At 73.5% G+C, this 16,719-nt stretch carries 16 protein-coding genes and 1 rRNA gene; 3 read left to right on the top strand and 14 right to left on the bottom strand.

Annotated elements, in window-relative coordinates:
* Positions 1 to 57: 57 nt before the first annotated feature.
* Both ACFQ46_RS00085 and ACFQ46_RS00080 read left to right on the top strand, forming a co-directional pair.
* Positions 58 to 603, top strand: a complete 546-nt coding sequence (locus ACFQ46_RS00085; protein ID WP_380256006.1) for a PAS domain-containing protein — start codon at positions 58 to 60, stop codon at positions 601 to 603.
* On the top strand, positions 600 to 1,523 hold the full coding sequence (locus ACFQ46_RS00080; protein WP_380256004.1) for a methyl-accepting chemotaxis protein: 924 nt from the start codon (positions 600 to 602) through the stop codon (positions 1,521 to 1,523). Before ACFQ46_RS00085 ends, ACFQ46_RS00080 begins: the two co-directional genes overlap by 4 nt.
* 3 nt (positions 1,524 to 1,526) lie before the next feature.
* On the opposite strand, the gene ACFQ46_RS00075 is transcribed toward ACFQ46_RS00080, so the two are convergent.
* The 13 genes from ACFQ46_RS00075 to ACFQ46_RS00015 form a co-directional block, all read right to left on the bottom strand.
* A complete protein-coding gene (locus ACFQ46_RS00075) occupies positions 1,527 to 2,201 on the bottom strand; it encodes an NUDIX domain-containing protein (protein WP_380256002.1) in 675 nt (224 codons plus the stop codon).
* Positions 2,198 to 3,916 (bottom strand): CTP synthase, encoded by a 1,719-nt coding sequence (locus tag ACFQ46_RS00070; RefSeq protein ID WP_380256000.1) that lies wholly within the window; start codon positions 3,914 to 3,916, stop codon positions 2,198 to 2,200. The genes ACFQ46_RS00075 and ACFQ46_RS00070 overlap by 4 nt, the downstream gene beginning before the upstream one ends.
* Before the next feature lie 50 nt (positions 3,917 to 3,966).
* On the bottom strand, positions 3,967 to 5,025 hold the full coding sequence (locus ACFQ46_RS00065; protein ID WP_380255999.1) for a glycosyltransferase family 4 protein: 1,059 nt from the start codon (positions 5,023 to 5,025) through the stop codon (positions 3,967 to 3,969).
* A 16-nt stretch (positions 5,026 to 5,041) separates the two neighbouring features.
* On the bottom strand, positions 5,042 to 6,661 hold the full coding sequence (gene murJ / locus ACFQ46_RS00060) for a murein biosynthesis integral membrane protein MurJ (protein WP_380255997.1): 1,620 nt from the start codon (positions 6,659 to 6,661) through the stop codon (positions 5,042 to 5,044).
* Positions 6,658 to 7,518, bottom strand: coding sequence for a hypothetical protein (locus ACFQ46_RS00055; RefSeq protein WP_380255995.1), 861 nt, complete (start codon positions 7,516 to 7,518; stop codon positions 6,658 to 6,660). Before ACFQ46_RS00055 ends, murJ begins: the two co-directional genes overlap by 4 nt.
* Complete coding sequence (locus ACFQ46_RS00050; RefSeq protein WP_380255993.1) at positions 7,515 to 8,483, bottom strand: copper transporter; 969 nt, start codon at positions 8,481 to 8,483, stop codon at positions 7,515 to 7,517. Before ACFQ46_RS00050 ends, ACFQ46_RS00055 begins: the two co-directional genes overlap by 4 nt.
* Before the next feature lie 67 nt (positions 8,484 to 8,550).
* On the bottom strand, positions 8,551 to 9,699 hold the full coding sequence (gene steA, locus ACFQ46_RS00045; protein ID WP_380256772.1) for a putative cytokinetic ring protein SteA: 1,149 nt from the start codon (positions 9,697 to 9,699) through the stop codon (positions 8,551 to 8,553).
* A gap of 90 nt (positions 9,700 to 9,789) precedes the next feature.
* Positions 9,790 to 11,607, bottom strand: coding sequence for a DNA repair protein RecN (gene recN / locus ACFQ46_RS00040; RefSeq protein WP_380256770.1), 1,818 nt, complete (start codon positions 11,605 to 11,607; stop codon positions 9,790 to 9,792).
* Positions 11,608 to 11,623: 16 nt separating this feature from the next.
* The gene (locus ACFQ46_RS00035) at positions 11,624 to 12,562 is read right to left on the bottom strand and encodes an NAD kinase (protein ID WP_380255991.1); all 939 of its coding nucleotides are present in this window, start codon (positions 12,560 to 12,562) and stop codon (positions 11,624 to 11,626) included.
* On the bottom strand, positions 12,559 to 13,377 hold the full coding sequence (locus ACFQ46_RS00030; RefSeq protein WP_380255989.1) for a TlyA family RNA methyltransferase: 819 nt from the start codon (positions 13,375 to 13,377) through the stop codon (positions 12,559 to 12,561). Before ACFQ46_RS00030 ends, ACFQ46_RS00035 begins: the two co-directional genes overlap by 4 nt.
* Positions 13,374 to 13,571 carry a hypothetical protein gene (locus tag ACFQ46_RS00025; protein ID WP_380255987.1) on the bottom strand — a complete coding sequence of 66 codons (198 nt, stop codon included), beginning with the start codon at positions 13,569 to 13,571 and terminating at the stop codon, positions 13,374 to 13,376. Before ACFQ46_RS00025 ends, ACFQ46_RS00030 begins: the two co-directional genes overlap by 4 nt.
* A gap of 10 nt (positions 13,572 to 13,581) precedes the next feature.
* Positions 13,582 to 14,679, bottom strand: coding sequence for an HAD-IIA family hydrolase (locus tag ACFQ46_RS00020; protein ID WP_380255985.1), 1,098 nt, complete (start codon positions 14,677 to 14,679; stop codon positions 13,582 to 13,584).
* Entirely contained in the window at positions 14,676 to 15,023 is a 348-nt protein-coding gene (locus ACFQ46_RS00015; RefSeq protein WP_328295742.1) for a tetratricopeptide repeat protein, read from the bottom strand. The genes ACFQ46_RS00020 and ACFQ46_RS00015 overlap by 4 nt, the downstream gene beginning before the upstream one ends.
* A gap of 145 nt (positions 15,024 to 15,168) precedes the next feature.
* Here ACFQ46_RS00015 and ACFQ46_RS00010 point away from each other — a divergent pair, with 145 nt between their 5' ends.
* Complete coding sequence (locus tag ACFQ46_RS00010) at positions 15,169 to 16,368, top strand: DUF1015 family protein (RefSeq protein ID WP_380255983.1); 1,200 nt, start codon at positions 15,169 to 15,171, stop codon at positions 16,366 to 16,368.
* A gap of 110 nt (positions 16,369 to 16,478) precedes the next feature.
* Here ACFQ46_RS00010 and rrf read toward each other — a convergent pair.
* A 5S ribosomal RNA gene (gene rrf, locus ACFQ46_RS00005) occupies positions 16,479 to 16,595 on the bottom strand.
* Between the last annotated feature and the right edge of the window lie 124 nt (positions 16,596 to 16,719).

Below are 16,719 nucleotides of genomic sequence, written 5' to 3'. Positions count from 1 at the left end.
GGGAGCGGGCGGAATGATCCGGTCAAGTCGTTCACCCGTTCGGCCGACTACACCTGCGTGCGAGCATCGAGAACTTCACCCACCGGCGTCGAACGGCGCTTCGGCGACGACGAGCTGATCGTGACGAAGACCGATGCGCGCGGGGTCATCACCTACGCCAACGACGTCTTCCTCCGCGTGTCCGCCCTGACCGAGGACGAGGTCGTGGGCCAGCCCCACAACATCATCCGGCACCCCGGGATGCCTCGCGGGATCTTCGACCTGCTCTGGGAGACCCTGCGCAGCGGCAGCGAGATCTTCGCCTACGTCGTGAACCTGGCCGCCGACGGTGCCCACTACTGGGTGCTGGCGCACGTGACCCCCAGCGTCGACGCCCACGGGAAGCTGCTCGGCTACCACTCCAACCGCCGGGTCCCGGTCCCCGCGGCCCTCACCGCGGTGCGCCGCCTCTACGACGAACTGCTGGCCGTCGAGGCCCGGTTCAGCCGACCCGCCGAGGCCGTCGCCGCCTCCCGTGCCCTCCTCACCGAACGTCTCGACACCGCGGGGATGACCTACGACGAGTTCGTGTGGTCCCTCAGCCCCGAAGGAGTGGCCGCGTGAACCTGCTGCGACGCAAGCCTTCGGCACCCACCGGCCGCACGCACGACGACGTCCTGCGCACCGTCGCGGCCGTCGCCGGACGGGCCGCCGCGGGCGACCTGGAGGCCCGCGTGCCCCACCTCGGGGACGACGCCGTGCTGGTCGAGCTGCGCACCGCCTTCAACCACCAGCTCGACATGACCGACGCCTTCGTCCGCGACGCGTCCGCGACGCTGACGGCGGCCAGCGAGGGCCGGTTCCACCGCCGCTTCCTCCTCGGCGGCACCCGCGGCGCGTTCCGCAACGGCGCCCAGGTCATCGACGCCGCGCGCCGGGCCAGCGCGACCGCCGGCGCCGAGCTGGACCAGGCGACCGCCAGTCGCCTCGCTCTCGCCGACGAACTGGAGTCCACCGTCCTCGGTGCCTCCGAGCAGGTGAGCGCCGGGGCCACCAGCGCCGGGGCCGGGGCCGCCGAGCTCGCCCGCACGGCCCGCGACGCCGTCGAGCAGGTCCAACGGGCCGTCGCGACGGTCGGATCGCTGCGCGAGGCCTCCTCGCGCATCGAGGAGGCCGTGAAGCTCATCGAGAAGGTCGCCGCGCAGACCCGTCTGCTGTCGCTGAACGCGACCATCGAGGCCGAGCGCGCCGGGCCGGCCGGGGCAGGGTTCGCCGTCGTGGCCGAGGAGGTCAAGCGCCTCGCCGACCAGGCCGCCCAGTCCAACTCGGTCATCGCCGCGCAGGTGGCGGCGAGCCAGCAGGCCACCGAGGAGGCCGTGGCCGTCATCGAGGGTGTCGCCGCCCGGATCGAGAGCATGGACGCCGAGGTCGGCGCGATCACCGACGCCGTCTCCGGTGGGGGCGGAACCACCGGACTGTCGGAGATCGCCGGCCTCCTGCAGCAGCAGGTCGGCGGTTTCGTCGCGACCGTCCGGGGTTCCTGAGGCCTACCCCTGCGGACGCAGCAGCCCGGTCGGCCAGGGAGCGTCGGCCGGGCGCAGCGCGTCCAGACCGCTCGCCCTGGCCACCTGCAGGGCGAGCACCCCGATGACGCTGCCCGGGTTCGCGAAACGGCCCGCCAGCACCGCGTCCACGGCCTGAGTCAACGGGACGCGGACGGGGACGAGGTCCTTCTCCTCGTCCTCGCGCACGTGCCGGTCCGCCGACGCCACCGCGGACAACCCGCGGGCGAGGTAGACGCGGTTCGCCTCGCTGGAACCTCCCGGCGAGTTGAACCAGTCCACGAGGACGGCCCAGTCGGAGGCGACGAGGTCGGCCTCCTCGGCGAGTTCGCGCTGTGCCGCCAGCAGAGGCGCCTCGCCGGCGACGTCGAGCAGCCCGGCCGGCAGTTCCCACAGCTCCCGGCGGACCGGGTGGCGGTACTGCTTGATGAACAGGACGTTCTCGTCGTCGTCGAGGGCCAGGATGGTCACCGCGCCCGGGTGGCGCTGGACGTCACGCACGACCGGGGAACCGTCGGTGAGCTCGACCGTCTCGCTCACCACGTCCCAGACGTGCCCGGCGAAGACGACCTCGCTGCCCGCGAGGCGACGCTGCGCCGGTGCGTCCGACAGCTCCGCCCCGTCGACGACGGGAACCTGCAGTTCCTCCGGGAAGCTCATGCCGTCACGTCCGAGAGCTGCTCGGTCACGGGTTCCGCGGGCTGCGGATCCACGTCGATGAGCTGCCCCTCGCGCTGACGACGCAGGGCCGCCGCGACGAGACCGGAGAACAGCGGGTGCGCCCGGGTCGGGCGCGACTTGAACTCCGGGTGGGCCTGGGTCCCGACGTAGTACGGGTGGACGTCGGCGGGCAGTTCCACGAACTCGACGAGTTCGCGGTCGGGAGAGGTGCCCGAGAAGACGAGGCCCTTCTTCGACAGCTGGTCGCGGTAGGAGTTGTTCACCTCGTAGCGGTGACGGTGGCGCTCCGAGATCCGCTCGCTGCCGTAGGTGGTCGCCACGACGGAACCCTGCTGGAGGACCGCCTCGTAGGACCCGAGGCGCATGGTGCCGCCCATGTCGCCCTCACCGGAGACGATCTCGCGCTGCTCGGCCATCGTCGCGATGACCGGGTGCTTCGCGTCGGGCTCGAACTCCGTGGAACTCGCGTTCCGCAGGCCGGCGACGTTGCGCGCGTACTCGATCACCATGCACTGCAGACCGAGGCAGAGACCGAGCGTCGGGACACCGTTCTCGCGGGCCCAGCGCAGCGCACCGAGCTTGCCCTCGATGCCGCGCACACCGAAACCGCCCGGGACGCAGATCGCGTCGACCCCGTGCAACTGCTTCTGCGCACCCTCCTGGGTGGCGCAGTCGTCGGCCGCCACCCACCGGATGTCGACCTTCGCGTCCTCGGCGAAACCCCCTGCGCGCAACGCCTCGGTGACCGAGAGGTAGGCGTCGGGGAGGTCGATGTACTTGCCCACGAGGGCGATCTCGACGTGGCGACGCGGGTTGTGCACGCGACGCAGCAGGTCGTCCCAGGTGGTCCAGTCCACGTCGCGGAAGCTCAGGTTGAGCTTGCGGACGAGGTAGGCGTCGAGACCCTCGCGGTGCAGGACCTTCGGGATGTCGTAGATCGAGGGCGCGTCGATCGCGGCCACCACGGCCTCGTCGTCGACGTCGCACATGGAGGCGATCTTCCGCTTGACGCCTTCGGGGATCTCCCGGTCGGCGCGGCAGACGATGGCGTCGGGCTGGATGCCGATGCTGCGCAGGGCTGCGACGGAGTGCTGGGTGGGTTTCGTCTTGAGCTCTCCGCTGGGACCGATGTAGGGCACCAGGGACACGTGGACGAAGAACACGTTGTCGCGGCCGAGGCGCTGCCGCACCTGGCGGGCGGCCTCGAGGAACGGCAGCGACTCGATGTCGCCGACGGTCCCGCCGACCTCGGTGATGATCACGTCGATGTCGTCGCGGGCCTGGGCCCGCATCCGGTCGACGATCTCGTTGGTGATGTGCGGGATGACCTGGACGGTGTCGCCGAGGTACTCGCCACGACGCTCCTTGGCGATCACCGACGAGTACACCTGGCCGGTGGTCACGTTCGCGGAGGCGTCGAAACGCACGTCGAGGAAGCGTTCGTAGTGGCCGATGTCGAGGTCCGTCTCGGCGCCGTCGTCGGTCACGAAGACCTCGCCGTGCTGGAACGGGTTCATCGTGCCGGGGTCGACGTTGAGGTAGGGATCGAGTTTCTGCATCGCCACCCGCAGGCCACGGGCCCGGAGGAGTCGGCCGAGGCTGGAGGCCGTGAGCCCCTTCCCGAGGGAGCTGGCCACACCCCCGGTCACGAAGACGTGCTGGGTGGGGGACTCGGGAGTGCTGCGGTTCGCCACGGAGTTCGAGCGTACCGGACGCACGGCCTCCTCGCCGCCGCGCCGCGCGATCAGGACCGGAGACGGTCGTGGACCCCGCGGACCTGGGCGAGCGCCGCCGCCGCGTCCGGCAGTCGGGCCGCACGGGCCGCGGAGCGGCGTCCACGGTCCTCCCGCGCACCCCGATCACCCAGCAGGGCGTCCAGGGCGTCCGCGAACGCCCTGGGGTCTCCCACGGGCACCAGCACGGCGGCGTCCCCCGTGACCTCCCGGGTGCCACCGACGTCGGTCGCCACCACCGGCACGCCCGCCCGCAAGGCCTCCTGGACGAAGACCGGCTGGCCCTCCCAGAGGCTCGTGCTGAGGGCGACGTCGGCGGCGGCCAGCAGGTCGGCCACGTCGTCGCGCCGACCGATCAGCGTGACGGGGAGCCGCTCGTCGCGGACCCGGGCCGCGAGCTCGTCGTGCAGCGGCCCGTCCCCCACGACGACGATGCGCCCGAGGGTGAGCCGGCCGGCGACGTCCAGCAGCGTCGGCAGCCCCTTCTGCGGGGCGAGCCGCGCGACCGCCAGGGCCACCGGGCCCTCCCCCAGGACGGCGCGCCCCCGGGTCGCCTCCCCCGCCGGCAGTTCCGGTGCGGGCACGAGGGCCCGTTCGGCGGTCCGCGCCCCCAGGGCCCGGGCGATCTGCACCAGGTCCTGCGAGACCCCGAGGACGACGTCGGCCCGACGGCAGACGACGCGCAGGACGCCCAGGCCGAGCCGCGCGCGCGGCCCCGCACCGAGGACGGCGTTGTGCAGGGTCACCACGAACGGGGTCCGTCGCCCGACCGCGAGCGCCGCGACGAGCCCGGCCCGCACCCCGTGGGCGTGGACCAGCGCCCCGGGAGCCGCGTGCAGCGCCGCACGCAGCGCCGCGACCGCTCGCAGGTCCCGGACCGGGTCGAGGTTCGCGCCGATCTCCACGGCCGTGGTCGCCGCGTCGAAGCCGAAGCGCCGCAACGTCTCCGCGGGCGCCGCGACGCGGACGTCGACGCCGGCCGCGCGCAGTCCGGCGCAGAGCTGGACGACGTGGCGGCCGACTCCCCCGGCGCTGCTGCCGAGGACGAACACGACGGGACCGTTCGACACGAGGGTTCTCCTTGGCTCAGCGGCGCACGACGCGCCGCAGGGTGCCCGTGAGCGCACGGACGTCGGTGGGGGCGGTGAAGCGGGCCACGAGCGCCCAGACGAGGACGGCGAGCACGCCGACGCCGACGCCGAGGGCGACCTCGCCCGCGATCCCGTGCACGCCGACCCGGGCTCCGACCAGCCCGCCCGCGAGCCCGCCCGCGAACGCCGAGAGCAGCGAGGCGACGACGACGCGGACGAGCCCGGTGAGGGATCCGGGTCCGGTCGCGCGGTGGACGGCGCGCAGCAGCAGCACCCCGGCCACGGTGAGCCCGAGGGTGTGCGCGAGGGCGAGTGCGCTCACGACGCGCTCGTCGGGCAGCACCGCCGGCAGGACGACGACGCCGACGAGGACGACGACCCAGCCGGCCACCGTGCCGGTCGCCGCGGAGCGCCCCTCGCCGAGGGCGTAGAGCGCCCGGGTCAGCAGGGCGACGAGTCCGTAGCCCAGCAGTCCCGGAGCGAAGAGGACCAGTGCCGCCGCGAGGTCACCGGACTGCCCGGACCCCACACGACTCGCGACGAAGACGACGGCGACCGGCGCGGCGACGGCCGCGAGGGCAGCGGCCCCGATCGAGCTGACCAGCAGGACGACGCGCACCGCGGGCGCGAGGATCGTCGCGAAGTCCTCGCGAGCCCCTTCCGCCGCGCGCGAGAGCTGCGGGAAGACGGCGGTGGCGACGGGGACGGCGAGCACGGCGTAGGGCAGCAGGAACATCGCCCAGGCGTAGCTCCAGCGGTTCACCGCGCCGGTCGCGCCGTCGTTCGCGGCCACCGTGATCGCGATGGTCACCACCTGCTGGGCGAGCAGGACGGCGAGTCCGGACAGGGCGAGCGAGCGCAACCGGGACCCGTCGCCGGGGGTCGGGCGCAGGGTCGGGCGCCAGCGGACGGCGCTGCGCAGGGCCGGGGCGTGCGCGAGGGCCAGCACGAGGACCCCGAGGGTGGTCCCCCCGGCGAGCACCGCCACCGCCCGGTCGGGGACCGCGGCCAGGTCCCCGCGGACGACCGCGGCCGGGACCATCCAACCGACGACCAGGTAGGCGAGGCCGACGACGAGGCTGGAGACCAGGGGCGCGGCGGCCGGGGCGGTGAAGCGTTGCTGGGCCTGCAGGACCCCGGCGAAGACGACGGCGACGGCGTACAGCGGGACCTGCGGCAGGAAGACCCACAACATGACGGTGCCGGTGCGCAGCAACGAGTCCCCGCACCCCTCGACGGAACCGCCCCGCAGCAGCAGCCCCATGACGGGCCGCGCCAGCAGCGCCGTGAGCCCGGCGACGACGACGAGGACGAGGACGCTCCAGGTGAGCGCGGCCGACGCCGTCCGGGACGCGTCGGCCCGTTGCCGCTCGTCCCCCGAGGCGAGCCGGGAGGACAGCAGCGGCACCAGGACCCCCGCCAGCGCCCCTCCCGCCACGACCTCGAAGAGGACGTTGGGGACCTGGTTGGCGGTCTGGTAGGCGGTGCCGAGACAGGTGTCACCGACGGTCTGGCTGAAGGCGAGGATCCGGCCGAACCCCGCGAGGCGGGCGAAGACCGTCAGCAGGGCGACCGACGCCGCGGCGGCGGCGACGGAGCGGACCTTCGGCGTCACGGACGGCCGAGGCGGTCGAGCTCCCGCAGCACCGGCACGGACTCGATGACCCGGCTGAAGCTGATCCGTTCAGAGGCCAGGGTCAGCCCCACCACGGTGGCCAGGGCCAGGCAGCGACCAGGCCGGTCCCAGCGGGCGAGCGCGGCGACGCCGAGGACCCCGCCGAGGGCGTTCGCGCCGGTGTCACCGAGCATGCTGCGCCCGGCGAGGTCGTCGGGCAGGACGGCCGAGCAGGTGCCCAGGACGGCGGCCGCGCAGGGGCGGGCCGCCGCCGCGCCGGCACTGCCGGGGGCTCCCACGGCCAGCGACACGGCCACGACCGTCGCGACCTTCGCCGCGCGCCCCGGGCGCAGGTCGAAGAGGTTCAGCAGGTTGGCGCTGCCCGCCACCAGGGCACCACCGACGAGGGTGTCGAAGGCCTGCCCGACCGTGCGGGGACGATCGGTCACCACCGCGGCGGCGAGCCCGGTCGCGCCGATGCCCAGCACCTTCCAGGCCCCGGTGGTGACACGACGCCGGCGCAGCGCCTCGAGGTGACCGCGGAGACCGCGCGCACCGGCGTCACGGTCCCCGATCCGTTCGGTGAGGTCGTCCAACGCCCCGAAGGCCCCCGCACCGAGGGCCGCGACGACTCCCGCGCCCCGGTACGGCGGACGGGCGGCCAACGACCCGGCGGCGACGGCGAGGGCCGCGGTGGGCCCCTCGAGCAGGGTGACGGTCGCTCCGCGGTGGTTTCGGCGGTCCCACCGCCGTGCCCCCGCCGGCGGGTGGTCCTGCAGCAGCGCGCCGAGGCGTCGACCCGCCCCGCGGGCTGCGGCGAGCGCCAGCGCGGAGCGCGGTGTCGAGGCGCCGTTCACTGCGGTGCCGCCGGCAGCTGCGGGGAGACGGCGTCGGCGGAGCCCGCGGTCCCGTACTGGCCCGCGCCCCCGGACAGCTGCTGGCGCAGCCCGAGGACGACGTTGACCCGCCCGATCGGGGAGTCGAGGTCGTCGACCCCGCTGACGGTGGCCGCCACGTCCTTGTCGGAACGCAGCGCCGCGACCGGTCCACCGTCGGCGGCGGCCTCGGGCGGACCCGCGAGCAGCGCGCCCGCGCTGGCGGCGTCCAGCTCGCGGGCGAGCGCGACCCAGGCCGCGTCGTCCGTGGTGACCTGGGCGTCGGTGGCGTCGGAGTCGGGCGCTCCGCCGACGAGCAGGGCGAGCGTCGCCCGTTGACCGCTCGCGTCGGTTCCGCCGTCGACCTCGACGAGGCCCGCGTCGGTCAGCGTCTTCAGCACCGCTGCGCCGCCTTCGTCGGGCTGGCCGGTCTGCGCGAGCTCGGTGGTGACGAGGGCTCGGGCCAGCTCCGCGGCGAGCACGTCCTCGGTGCCGGCGTCGGTGGCGGGGGCCGTGGTCAGTTGACCGGTCAGCTCGTCGGCGACGTCGTCGCGGTCGCTCTGCTTCGCGGGGTCGATCCAGCTGTTCTGGATCGTGACCTGCGTGGACACGGTCGCACCTGCCTGCTCGAGGACGTCGACGGTGGCGTCGACCTGGCTGGAGTCGGCACCGGGGAGTTCCACGACGGCGACGCTGCGACCACCGAGCTGACGGGCGACCAGCGCCGGGGTGACGGCCTCGGCCCAGCTGTCCTGCGCCTTGGTGGCCGTGAGCGCGGCGTCGCGTTCGGAGCGCAACTGGTTCTTCTCCGCGGTCAGCTGCTTCACCTGGTCGGTGATCCCCGTCGAGATGCCCTCGTTCAGCGGACCGGCGCCCAGGACGATCCCGACGGCGAGCGCGAGGAAGATCGACACCAGCGAGACGACGTGGTAGCGGAAGTCGATCACTGGGCATCCTGTCGTCGAGAGGTGGTGCGGTGCAGTCGGTCCGGGCGCCCTCGGCGGGACGCGCCGGTCACGGCCCCTCCCCCGGCAGCAGACCGAGGAACCCCGCCCACAGGTCTTCGAAGCGGGCACCGGTGACCGCGAGGATCGCCTGGCCCGTCGGGGTGACCAGCAGCGCGGCGACGAGGGCCAGCACGCCGGAGAGGACGAGGACGACGACCTGGGAGTCGGAGACCCGGGACCGGTAGAGCCGGGACACCCCCTTGGCGTCGACGAGCTTGCCGCCGACGCGCAACCGGGTGAGGAAGGTGCTGGCCATGCCCGAGCGGCCCTTGTCCAGGAACTCCACGAGGGTCACGTGGGTGCCGACGGCGGCGATGAGCGTCGCGCCCTTGTCGTCGGCGAGCAGCATCGCGACGTCCTCGCTGGTCCCGGTGGCGGGGAAGACGACCGCGTCGATGCCCAGCGACCGGACCCGTTCAAGACCGGGCGCACGCCCGTCGCGGTAGGCGTGCACGACGACCTCGGCGCCGCAGCGCAGCGCCGCGTCCGAGACGGAGTCCATGTCACCGACGATCAGGCCGGGTTTGTACCCGGCCTCGAGGATCGCGTCGGCGCCCCCGTCCACCCCGATGAGGACCGGCTTGTACTCGCGGATGTAGGGCCGCAGCGTGACCAGGTCCTCCTTGTAGTGGTACCCGCGGACCACGATGAGGACGTGCCGACCGTCGAGGTCGGTGCGGATGTCGGGCACCCCGACACCGTCGAGCAGGAGGTCGCGCTCGCGGCGCAGGTACTCCATCGTGTTCGCCGCGAAGGCCTCCAACTGCAACGACAGACCCGCACGGGCGACCTCCATGTCCGCGGCGACGACCTCGGGGGTCAACCGGCGTCCGCGGGCCACGACGTGCCCGTCGACGCGGACGACGTCGTCGTCGAGCTGGAGCTTCGCACCCTCGACGAGCGCGGTCATGGCGTCGTCCCCGACCTCGTCGATGACGGGGATGCCGGCCTCGACGAGGATCCCCGGTCCCAGGTTCGGGTAGCGGCCGGAGGTGCTGCGGGAGGCGTTCACGACGGCGGCCGGGTGGCAGGCGACGAGCGCCTCGGCGGAGACCCGGTCGAGATCGAGGTGGTCGATGACGGCGACGTCGCCGGGTTTGAGGCGTTTGGTGAGCCGTTTGGTCCGGCGGTCCACCCGCGCCGTCCCCTTCACCACGTCGAGGGTGCCGGTCGTTCCGTTCGACTCGGCTCCGGCCGCGTCACCGCGCGCTCGTCGCCGCCTGATCACCGTCGAACTCCTCCACCCCTACGTCGCACGCCCACGCGGCTTCCGCGCAGCAGTGCCCGATCGTCCCACGGGTGCAGGACCGCCCCGTGCCGCACGCGCCGGACGCGACCTGCTCGTGCGCCCGTCCCCGGTCTCCTGCACCGCTTCCGCACGCGAGGAGTTCAGGAGCTCCTCGGCGTGCGCGCGAGCGGTCCCCGACCCGCTGCCGGAGAGCATCCGGGCGAGTTCGGTGACGCGTCCCTCGTCGTCGAGACGCACCACCCCGGACTCGGTGACGCTGCCGTCGTCGGTCTTGACGACCGTGAGGTGGCTGTCGGCGAAGGCGGCGACCTGGGCGAGGTGGGTGACGACGACGACCTGGGTCGTGCGCGCCAGCCGCGCCAGCCGTCGGCCGATCTCGACCGCGGCGCGGCCACCCACACCCGCGTCGACCTCGTCGAAGACCATGGTCGGCACGGGATCGGTCCCGGCCAGGACGACCTCGAGGGCCAGCATCACCCGGGACAGCTCACCGCCGGAGGCACCGCGCGACAGCGGTCGTGGGGTCGCCCCGGAGTGCGCGGCGAGGAGCAGCTCGACGCTGTCGCACCCCCACGGACCGAGGTCGTGGCCGGTGTGGACGGCGACCTCGATGCGGGCGCTGGGCATGGCGAGCGCGGTGAGCTCGCTCGCCACCCGCTCCTCCAGCGTCGACGCAGCGGCCCTGCGGGCGGCGCTGAGTCGAGCGGCCAGGGCGCGCAGCTGCCCCTCGAGCTCGTCGCGTTCCTTGGCCAGCGTCTCCAGCCGGCCGTCGTCGTCGAGGTCGAGCAGCCTCTCCGCCGCGCCCCCCGCCCACCGGAGCACTCCCGCGACACCCTCGGACGAGTCGGCCGCGTAGCGACGCACCAGTGCCGTCAGCTGCGCACGGCGTTCCTGGACGACGGCGAGGCGCAACGGGTCGGCCTCGAGGGACTGCGCGTAGGCCGCGACCTCGGTCGCGAGGTCCGCCAGCAGGTAGGAGACCTCCCCGGCGCGGGCCGCGAACCCGGACAGCGTCGGGTCGTGGTCGCCGGCCTGGCTCAGGGCGCGACGGGCGCTGTCGACCCGGGCGTCGGCGCCGCCCTCCCCGCTCCCGTCTCCCCCGCTGGCCTCTCCGGTCAGCGCCTCGTGGGCCGTCGAGACGGCCTCCCGGAGGACCTCGACGTGGGCGAGGCGGTCGGACTCCTCGCGCAGGGCCACGTCCTCCTCGGGCTGGGGATCGACGCGTTCCACCTCCTCCAGACCCAGTCGCAGCAGCTCCGCCTCGCGGGCCCGCTCGGCGGAGTGGCCGGCGACGTGGTCGTGCTCGGCGGTGAGGGTCCGCCAGCGGGCGTGGACCTGCTGGTACTCAGCGAGGTCCTTCGCCACGACCGGTCCGGCGAAGGCGTCCAGGACGCGCAACTGCTGCGCCCCCGAGCGCAGCCGGAGCTGGTCGGTCTGACCGTGCACGGCGATGAGGTGCTCGGAGATCTCGGCCAGCACCCCGACGGGGGCGCTGCGACCACCGACGTGGGCCCGGCTGCGACCGGTCGCCGAGAGGGTCCGGACGAGCAGGAGCTCACCCTCGTCCACCTCGCCGCCCGCCTCGCGGGTGCGGGCCGCGACGGCACCGTCCTCGGGGACCTGGATCCGGCCCTCGACGACGGCGGCGTCGTCGCCCGCGCGAACGGCTCCGGCGTCGGCGCGCTCCCCCATGAGCAGCCCGAGGCCGGTCACGACCATCGTCTTGCCCGCGCCGGTCTCCCCGCTGATCACGGTGAGCCCGGGCCCCAGCGGGAGCCGCGCGTCGCGGATGACCCCCAGGGAGCGGATGTGCATCTCCTCGATCACGCCGTCACCCGTCCTCGCTCGAGCGCGGACCCCGCCAGCCCTGGACGGGCAGGCCGAACTTCGCCACGAGCCGGTCGGTGAAGCTGCCGGAGCTCAACCGCGCCAGCCGGATCGTCTGGGGCGAACGACGGACCTCGACGCGTGCACCGGCCGGGGCCGCGAACGTCCGTCGACCGTCGCACCACAGGACCCCGCCGTCACCCATCCCCGGCAGGACCTCGATCCCCACGACGGAGGTGGGGGCGATGACCAGCGGCCGGGCGAAGAGGGCGTGCGCGCTGATCGGGACGACGAGCAGCGCCTCGACCTCGGGCCAGACCACGGGGCCCCCGGCGGAGAACGCGTAGGCGGTCGAACCCGTCGGTGTCGCCGCGATGACCCCGTCGGCGCCGAACGTGCTCAGCGGTCGACCGTCGACGTCGACGACGAGCTCCAGCATCCGCTCGCGGTTGGCCTTCTCGACCGAGACCTCGTTCACCGCCCACGACGAGGCCACGACCTGACCGTCGAGGACGACCTGCACGTCGAGGGTCATGCGCTCCTCGACGCGGTAGTCGGCCGCGACGACACGCGTGACGGTCCCGACGATCTCCTCGCGTTCGGCCTCTGCGAGGAAGCCGACGTGGCCGAGGTTGACCCCGAGCAGTGTCGTGTCGGTGCCGCGGACGAGCTCGGCGGCCCGCAGGATCGTGCCGTCCCCACCCAGGACGATGACCATCTCGGCCCCGAGGACGGCACCCTCGAGGTCGCACTCCTCAACCAGCGCGCGGTCGTCGACGCTCAGCGCCGACGCCTCGTCCGGGGTCATCAGGGTGCGGATCCCCGCCTCGTGGAAGCGGTGCACCACCTTGGTCAGCGCGGACACCGCCTCGGACCGACCGGTGTGGGCGAGCACCAGGACGGAACGCTCCGCCTGCGGGACGACCGCCGGTCGCCCGGTCACGACAACCCCGCCTGGGGGCCCTCGGCGATCGCCCGGGCGAGGTCGTCCTCGTCCAGGGCGGGCGCACCCGCACTCAGGTGCAGGAAGTACTCGACGTTGCCGGAGGGGCCGGGGAGCGGGCTCGCGGCGACGCCGCGCACCCCCAGGCCGAGGGTGGCCGCGGCCGCCGCGACCGTCCGGACGGCGCCGGCACGCAGCTCAGCGCTGCGGACCACGCCCCCCGCGCCGAGCGCGTCGCGGCCGACTTCGAACTGCGGTTTGACCATGAGCACGTGTTCCGCCTCGGGAGTGACGCACCGCACCAGCGCGGGCAGGACGAGCGTCAGGGAGATGAAGGACAGGTCGGCGACGACCAGCGAAGGCGCCGGAGCGACGACCTCGGGTTCGAGGGTGCGGACGTTGGTGCGCTCCACGACCGTCACGCGGTCGTCGGTGCGCAGCGACCAGGCGATCTGGCCGTAACCGACGTCGACCGCGACGACGTGCCCGGCGCCCCGCCGGAGCAGGACGTCGGTGAAGCCGCCGGTGCTGGCGCCGGCATCGAGACAGCGACGCCCCGTGACGTCGACGGCGAACGCGTCGAGGGCGCCCACGAGCTTGTGGGCACCCCGGGAGACGTACTCGTCCTCGACCGTGACCTCCTCGACGAGGATCGCGGCGGCGACGTCGACCTGGGTGGCGGGTTTGGCCGCGGTCGCGCCGCCGACGCGCACGCGACCTGCAGTCACCAGTTCGGTCGCGTGCTCACGCGACCTGGCCAGACCACGACGCACCAGTTCTGCGTCGAGGCGGAGCCTGCGGACGGCCACCGTCATCCCTCCGTCGCAGCCAACCGCTCGCGCAGGGCGAGGTCGACGGCGGTGTAGACGTCCACGTGGTCGTGGACGCTGACGGCCTCGAGGCCGTCGAGCCGGGCGAGGGCGTGATCGAGCGCCTCGTCGTGGGCGGTCGAGCGCGGGGACGGACCGGGCTTCGGCGCCTGGCTGCGAACGTCCTCGGGGTTCATCACGGGCGCCACGCTACAAGCCCGGTCCGACGCGCTCGGGGACGTCGTCCACAGCCGCGCGTTCGACCGGCTGTTCGACCAGTCCGTCGAGCGCCTCGACCGCGGCAGCGAGGTCGACGTCGAGCCCCGCGTCCACGCCGGCCCAGACGGCTGCGGCGGCTGCCCGCAGCACGTCGAGCCCGTCCGGACCGACCTCGCCGGCGCGGACGACCAGCGACCCACGGTCCACCTCGACCTGCGCCTCACGACAGGTCGCGAGGGCCCCGTGGGGGCGCTGCACGACCTCCACCGCGGGGTGCACGTCGGCGAGGCCCTGCAGGTCGTGGCTGACGTGCCCGGGTCGCTCGTGCGGCTTCGCCGCGAGGAGTTCCCCGACCCCGGTCACGCCGGTGAGGACGAGCAGACCGGGGAGGCCGGCGGTGCGCGCTCCCTGCAGGTCGGTGTCCAGGCGGTCCCCGATGACGAGGGCGTTCTTCGCCCCCAACCGTTGCACGGCCGCGTCGAAGAGGGCGCGCTCCGGCTTGCCGCAGACGACGTCCGGGGCCCGCCCCGCTGCGCGGGCGACGAGGTCCACCAGCAGTCCGTTGCCCGGTGCGGGGCCTCCCGGGGTCGGCACCGTCGCGTCGAGGTTCGTCGCGACCCACGGCAGACCCGAGCGGACCGCGTGGGTCGCTTCGGCGAGCTGGGCCCAGCTCAGGTCCGGGGAGAACCCCTGGACGACGGCGACGGCCTCGGTGCGCTCCTCGGTGGGGCGCAGTCCCACGTCCTCCAACGCCACGCGCAGTCCGGTGCCCCCGACGAGCAGCACCGCCGAACCGGGAGGCAGTTCGGCGGCGAGGTGGTCGGCGGCGGCCTGAGCGGAGTTGACGACGTCCTCGTCGGCGGCGGGGACGCCGAGGTCGCGCAGGTGGCCCGCGACGGTCGCCGGGGTCCGGGAGGCGTTGTTGGTGATGAACCCGAGACGGAGTCCCGCCGCGACGGCGACCTCGAGGGCGGAGACGGCGTGCGGGACGGCATCCGGCCCGACGTAGACGACACCGTCGAGGTCGAGCAGCAGGACGTCGTGGTCGTCGAGGAGGGAACCGGTACTGGCGGACAGGGTGGTGCTCACGGACTCCCCGGGATCTGGCGCGCCGCGATCGTGGCGCGGACCTGTCGAAGGCGGTCGGCGTACTCCGGACGGTCCGGACGCATGGCGTGCGCCATGGCCAGGTGTTCGGCTGCGAGGCCGAACCGTCCGAGGCGGCTGAGGCAGAGACCCAGCCCGAAGTGAGCGTAGTCGTCGGCCGGCCGGGCGACGGCGAGGTCCCGGAAGGACTGCGCCGCTCCTGCCACGTCACCGGAGTCGTACTGGGCCCTGGCCAGGGCCTCCAGGACTCCGGTCGAGCTCGGTTCCTCGCCGTGGGCCCGGGCCAGCAACGTCGCCGCCGCAGCGGCTTCACCGGCTGCGAGCAAGGCGAGACCGCGGTGGAGCCACTCGTAGGTCCCCCCACTGGGACGCCCGCTCGAGCGGTCTCCGTCCCCCTCCGGAGAGCTCTGGGACACGGTGGACCTCCTCGCGATCAGGGGTGGAGCGGTCGACGACTGCTCCGACCGTAGGATGCGACGGGTGGAGGACGCACGCACGGGAACGCGTGCCCGACCAGGATCACCGTCGCGACCAGCCGAGTCACCAGGTCCTCTGCTCTGGCCGTTCCCCGGCCTGCGCTACGACCCGGTCGTCGCTGGCCCACTCGCCTCACTGCTGGCCCCACCGCACACCGAACTGGACCGCAGCACGCGGACAGCTCTGTTGGCGTCCTCGCGCTACGTCGTGACCCACCTGGAACGCCCCGAGTACGACGCCGGCCCCGGCCGCGCCGTGCAACGGTGGTTGGACGAGGGAGCGCTGGTCCAGGACGAACCCAGCTTCTACGTCGTGCGCCAGGAGCAGGACGGACGTGTGCAGCACTTCCTGACGGGGCAGCTCGACGTGTCCGCGCACGACGACCGCGTGCATCCGCACGAGGGCGTCTTCGAGCAGGCCGTCACCGCGAGGCTGGAACGGCTGGAGACGACGGGTGTGGATTCCGAGCCCGTCCTCGTGGTCGACAGGCATCCCTGGCCGCTGTCCTGGACCGACCCGGCCTCGCTCGGTCGGCGGGTCGAGGTCGCGGAGAACGACCGGTGCCACGTGGAGGTCTGGCAGCTCAACGACCCCGATGTGCTTGCGGAACTCACCGCGGCCTCGGCAACGCACCGGTTCCTCATCGCCGATGGGCACCACCGCTACGCGGCAGTCCTCCGAGCCGCGCAACGCGACGGGACCCCGCACTCGTTGCTGGTCGCGGTCGCCGACGACGCGATCGAACCGGTCGACCTCCGCGCGCTGCACCGGGTCCTGCCGCGGGCAGCCGCTCAGGAGGTTCTTCGACGAGCCCCCCGACGACGCGACGTCGTGGCGAAGGACGCCACGGGAGTCGCCCTCATCACGGACGCCTTGGGGTTCGAGCAGGCTCTGGTGGTCTGCGACGGAGACGCCGTCGTGGTCGAGTGCCCGCCCGCCACCGGGACGACGGTCGGTAGTGGCGCGTGGGTCGACACGGTCGTGCGGGGGTTCGGCACGGGCAACTCCGACGTGCGTTACCGACCCGACGCCGGCGCGATCTGGTCGACCCTCGGCGACCGCGCCGCGGTCTTCCTGCCCAAACCCCGGGTGCCGGCGCTCCAGGAGCTCGTCCGCGGAGGCAGCAGCCTCGGGAGGAAGACGACGTCCTTCCGCCCCAAGCCGCTCGCGGGGACCGTCCTGCGCTTGCGCTGAGAACAGCGCAGGATCGATTGTTTCACCCTGAAACGGGTTCAGAAACACGTGTGGGGAGCAACCCCGACAAGGGCTACTCCCCACACGCTTACCCACCACAAAGAGTGAGTGGCCGGCGGTGACCTACTCTCCCACCCAGTCTCCCGAGCAGTACCATCGGCGCTGGTGGGCTTAGCTTCCGGGTTCGGAATGAGACCGGGCGTTTCCCCACCGCTATGACCACCGGACCACAAAGGCCAGGATCAAACCACACCCCACCCACCCCAACCCCACCGAAGGTGGGACAAAAGCAGATGGTGCATGTTCGAGTTCTCTCCCGAGAACCACACAATGGACGCGAACACCACAACA

Origin of the sequence: Kineococcus sp. GCM10028916 (genome assembly GCF_042674865.1) — a bacterium.
In the GTDB taxonomy this organism is placed as follows: domain Bacteria; phylum Actinomycetota; class Actinomycetes; order Actinomycetales; family Kineococcaceae; genus Kineococcus.
The sequence above is the reverse complement of the archived record's forward strand: the minus strand, read 5'-3'. Positions and strand labels throughout refer to the sequence as shown.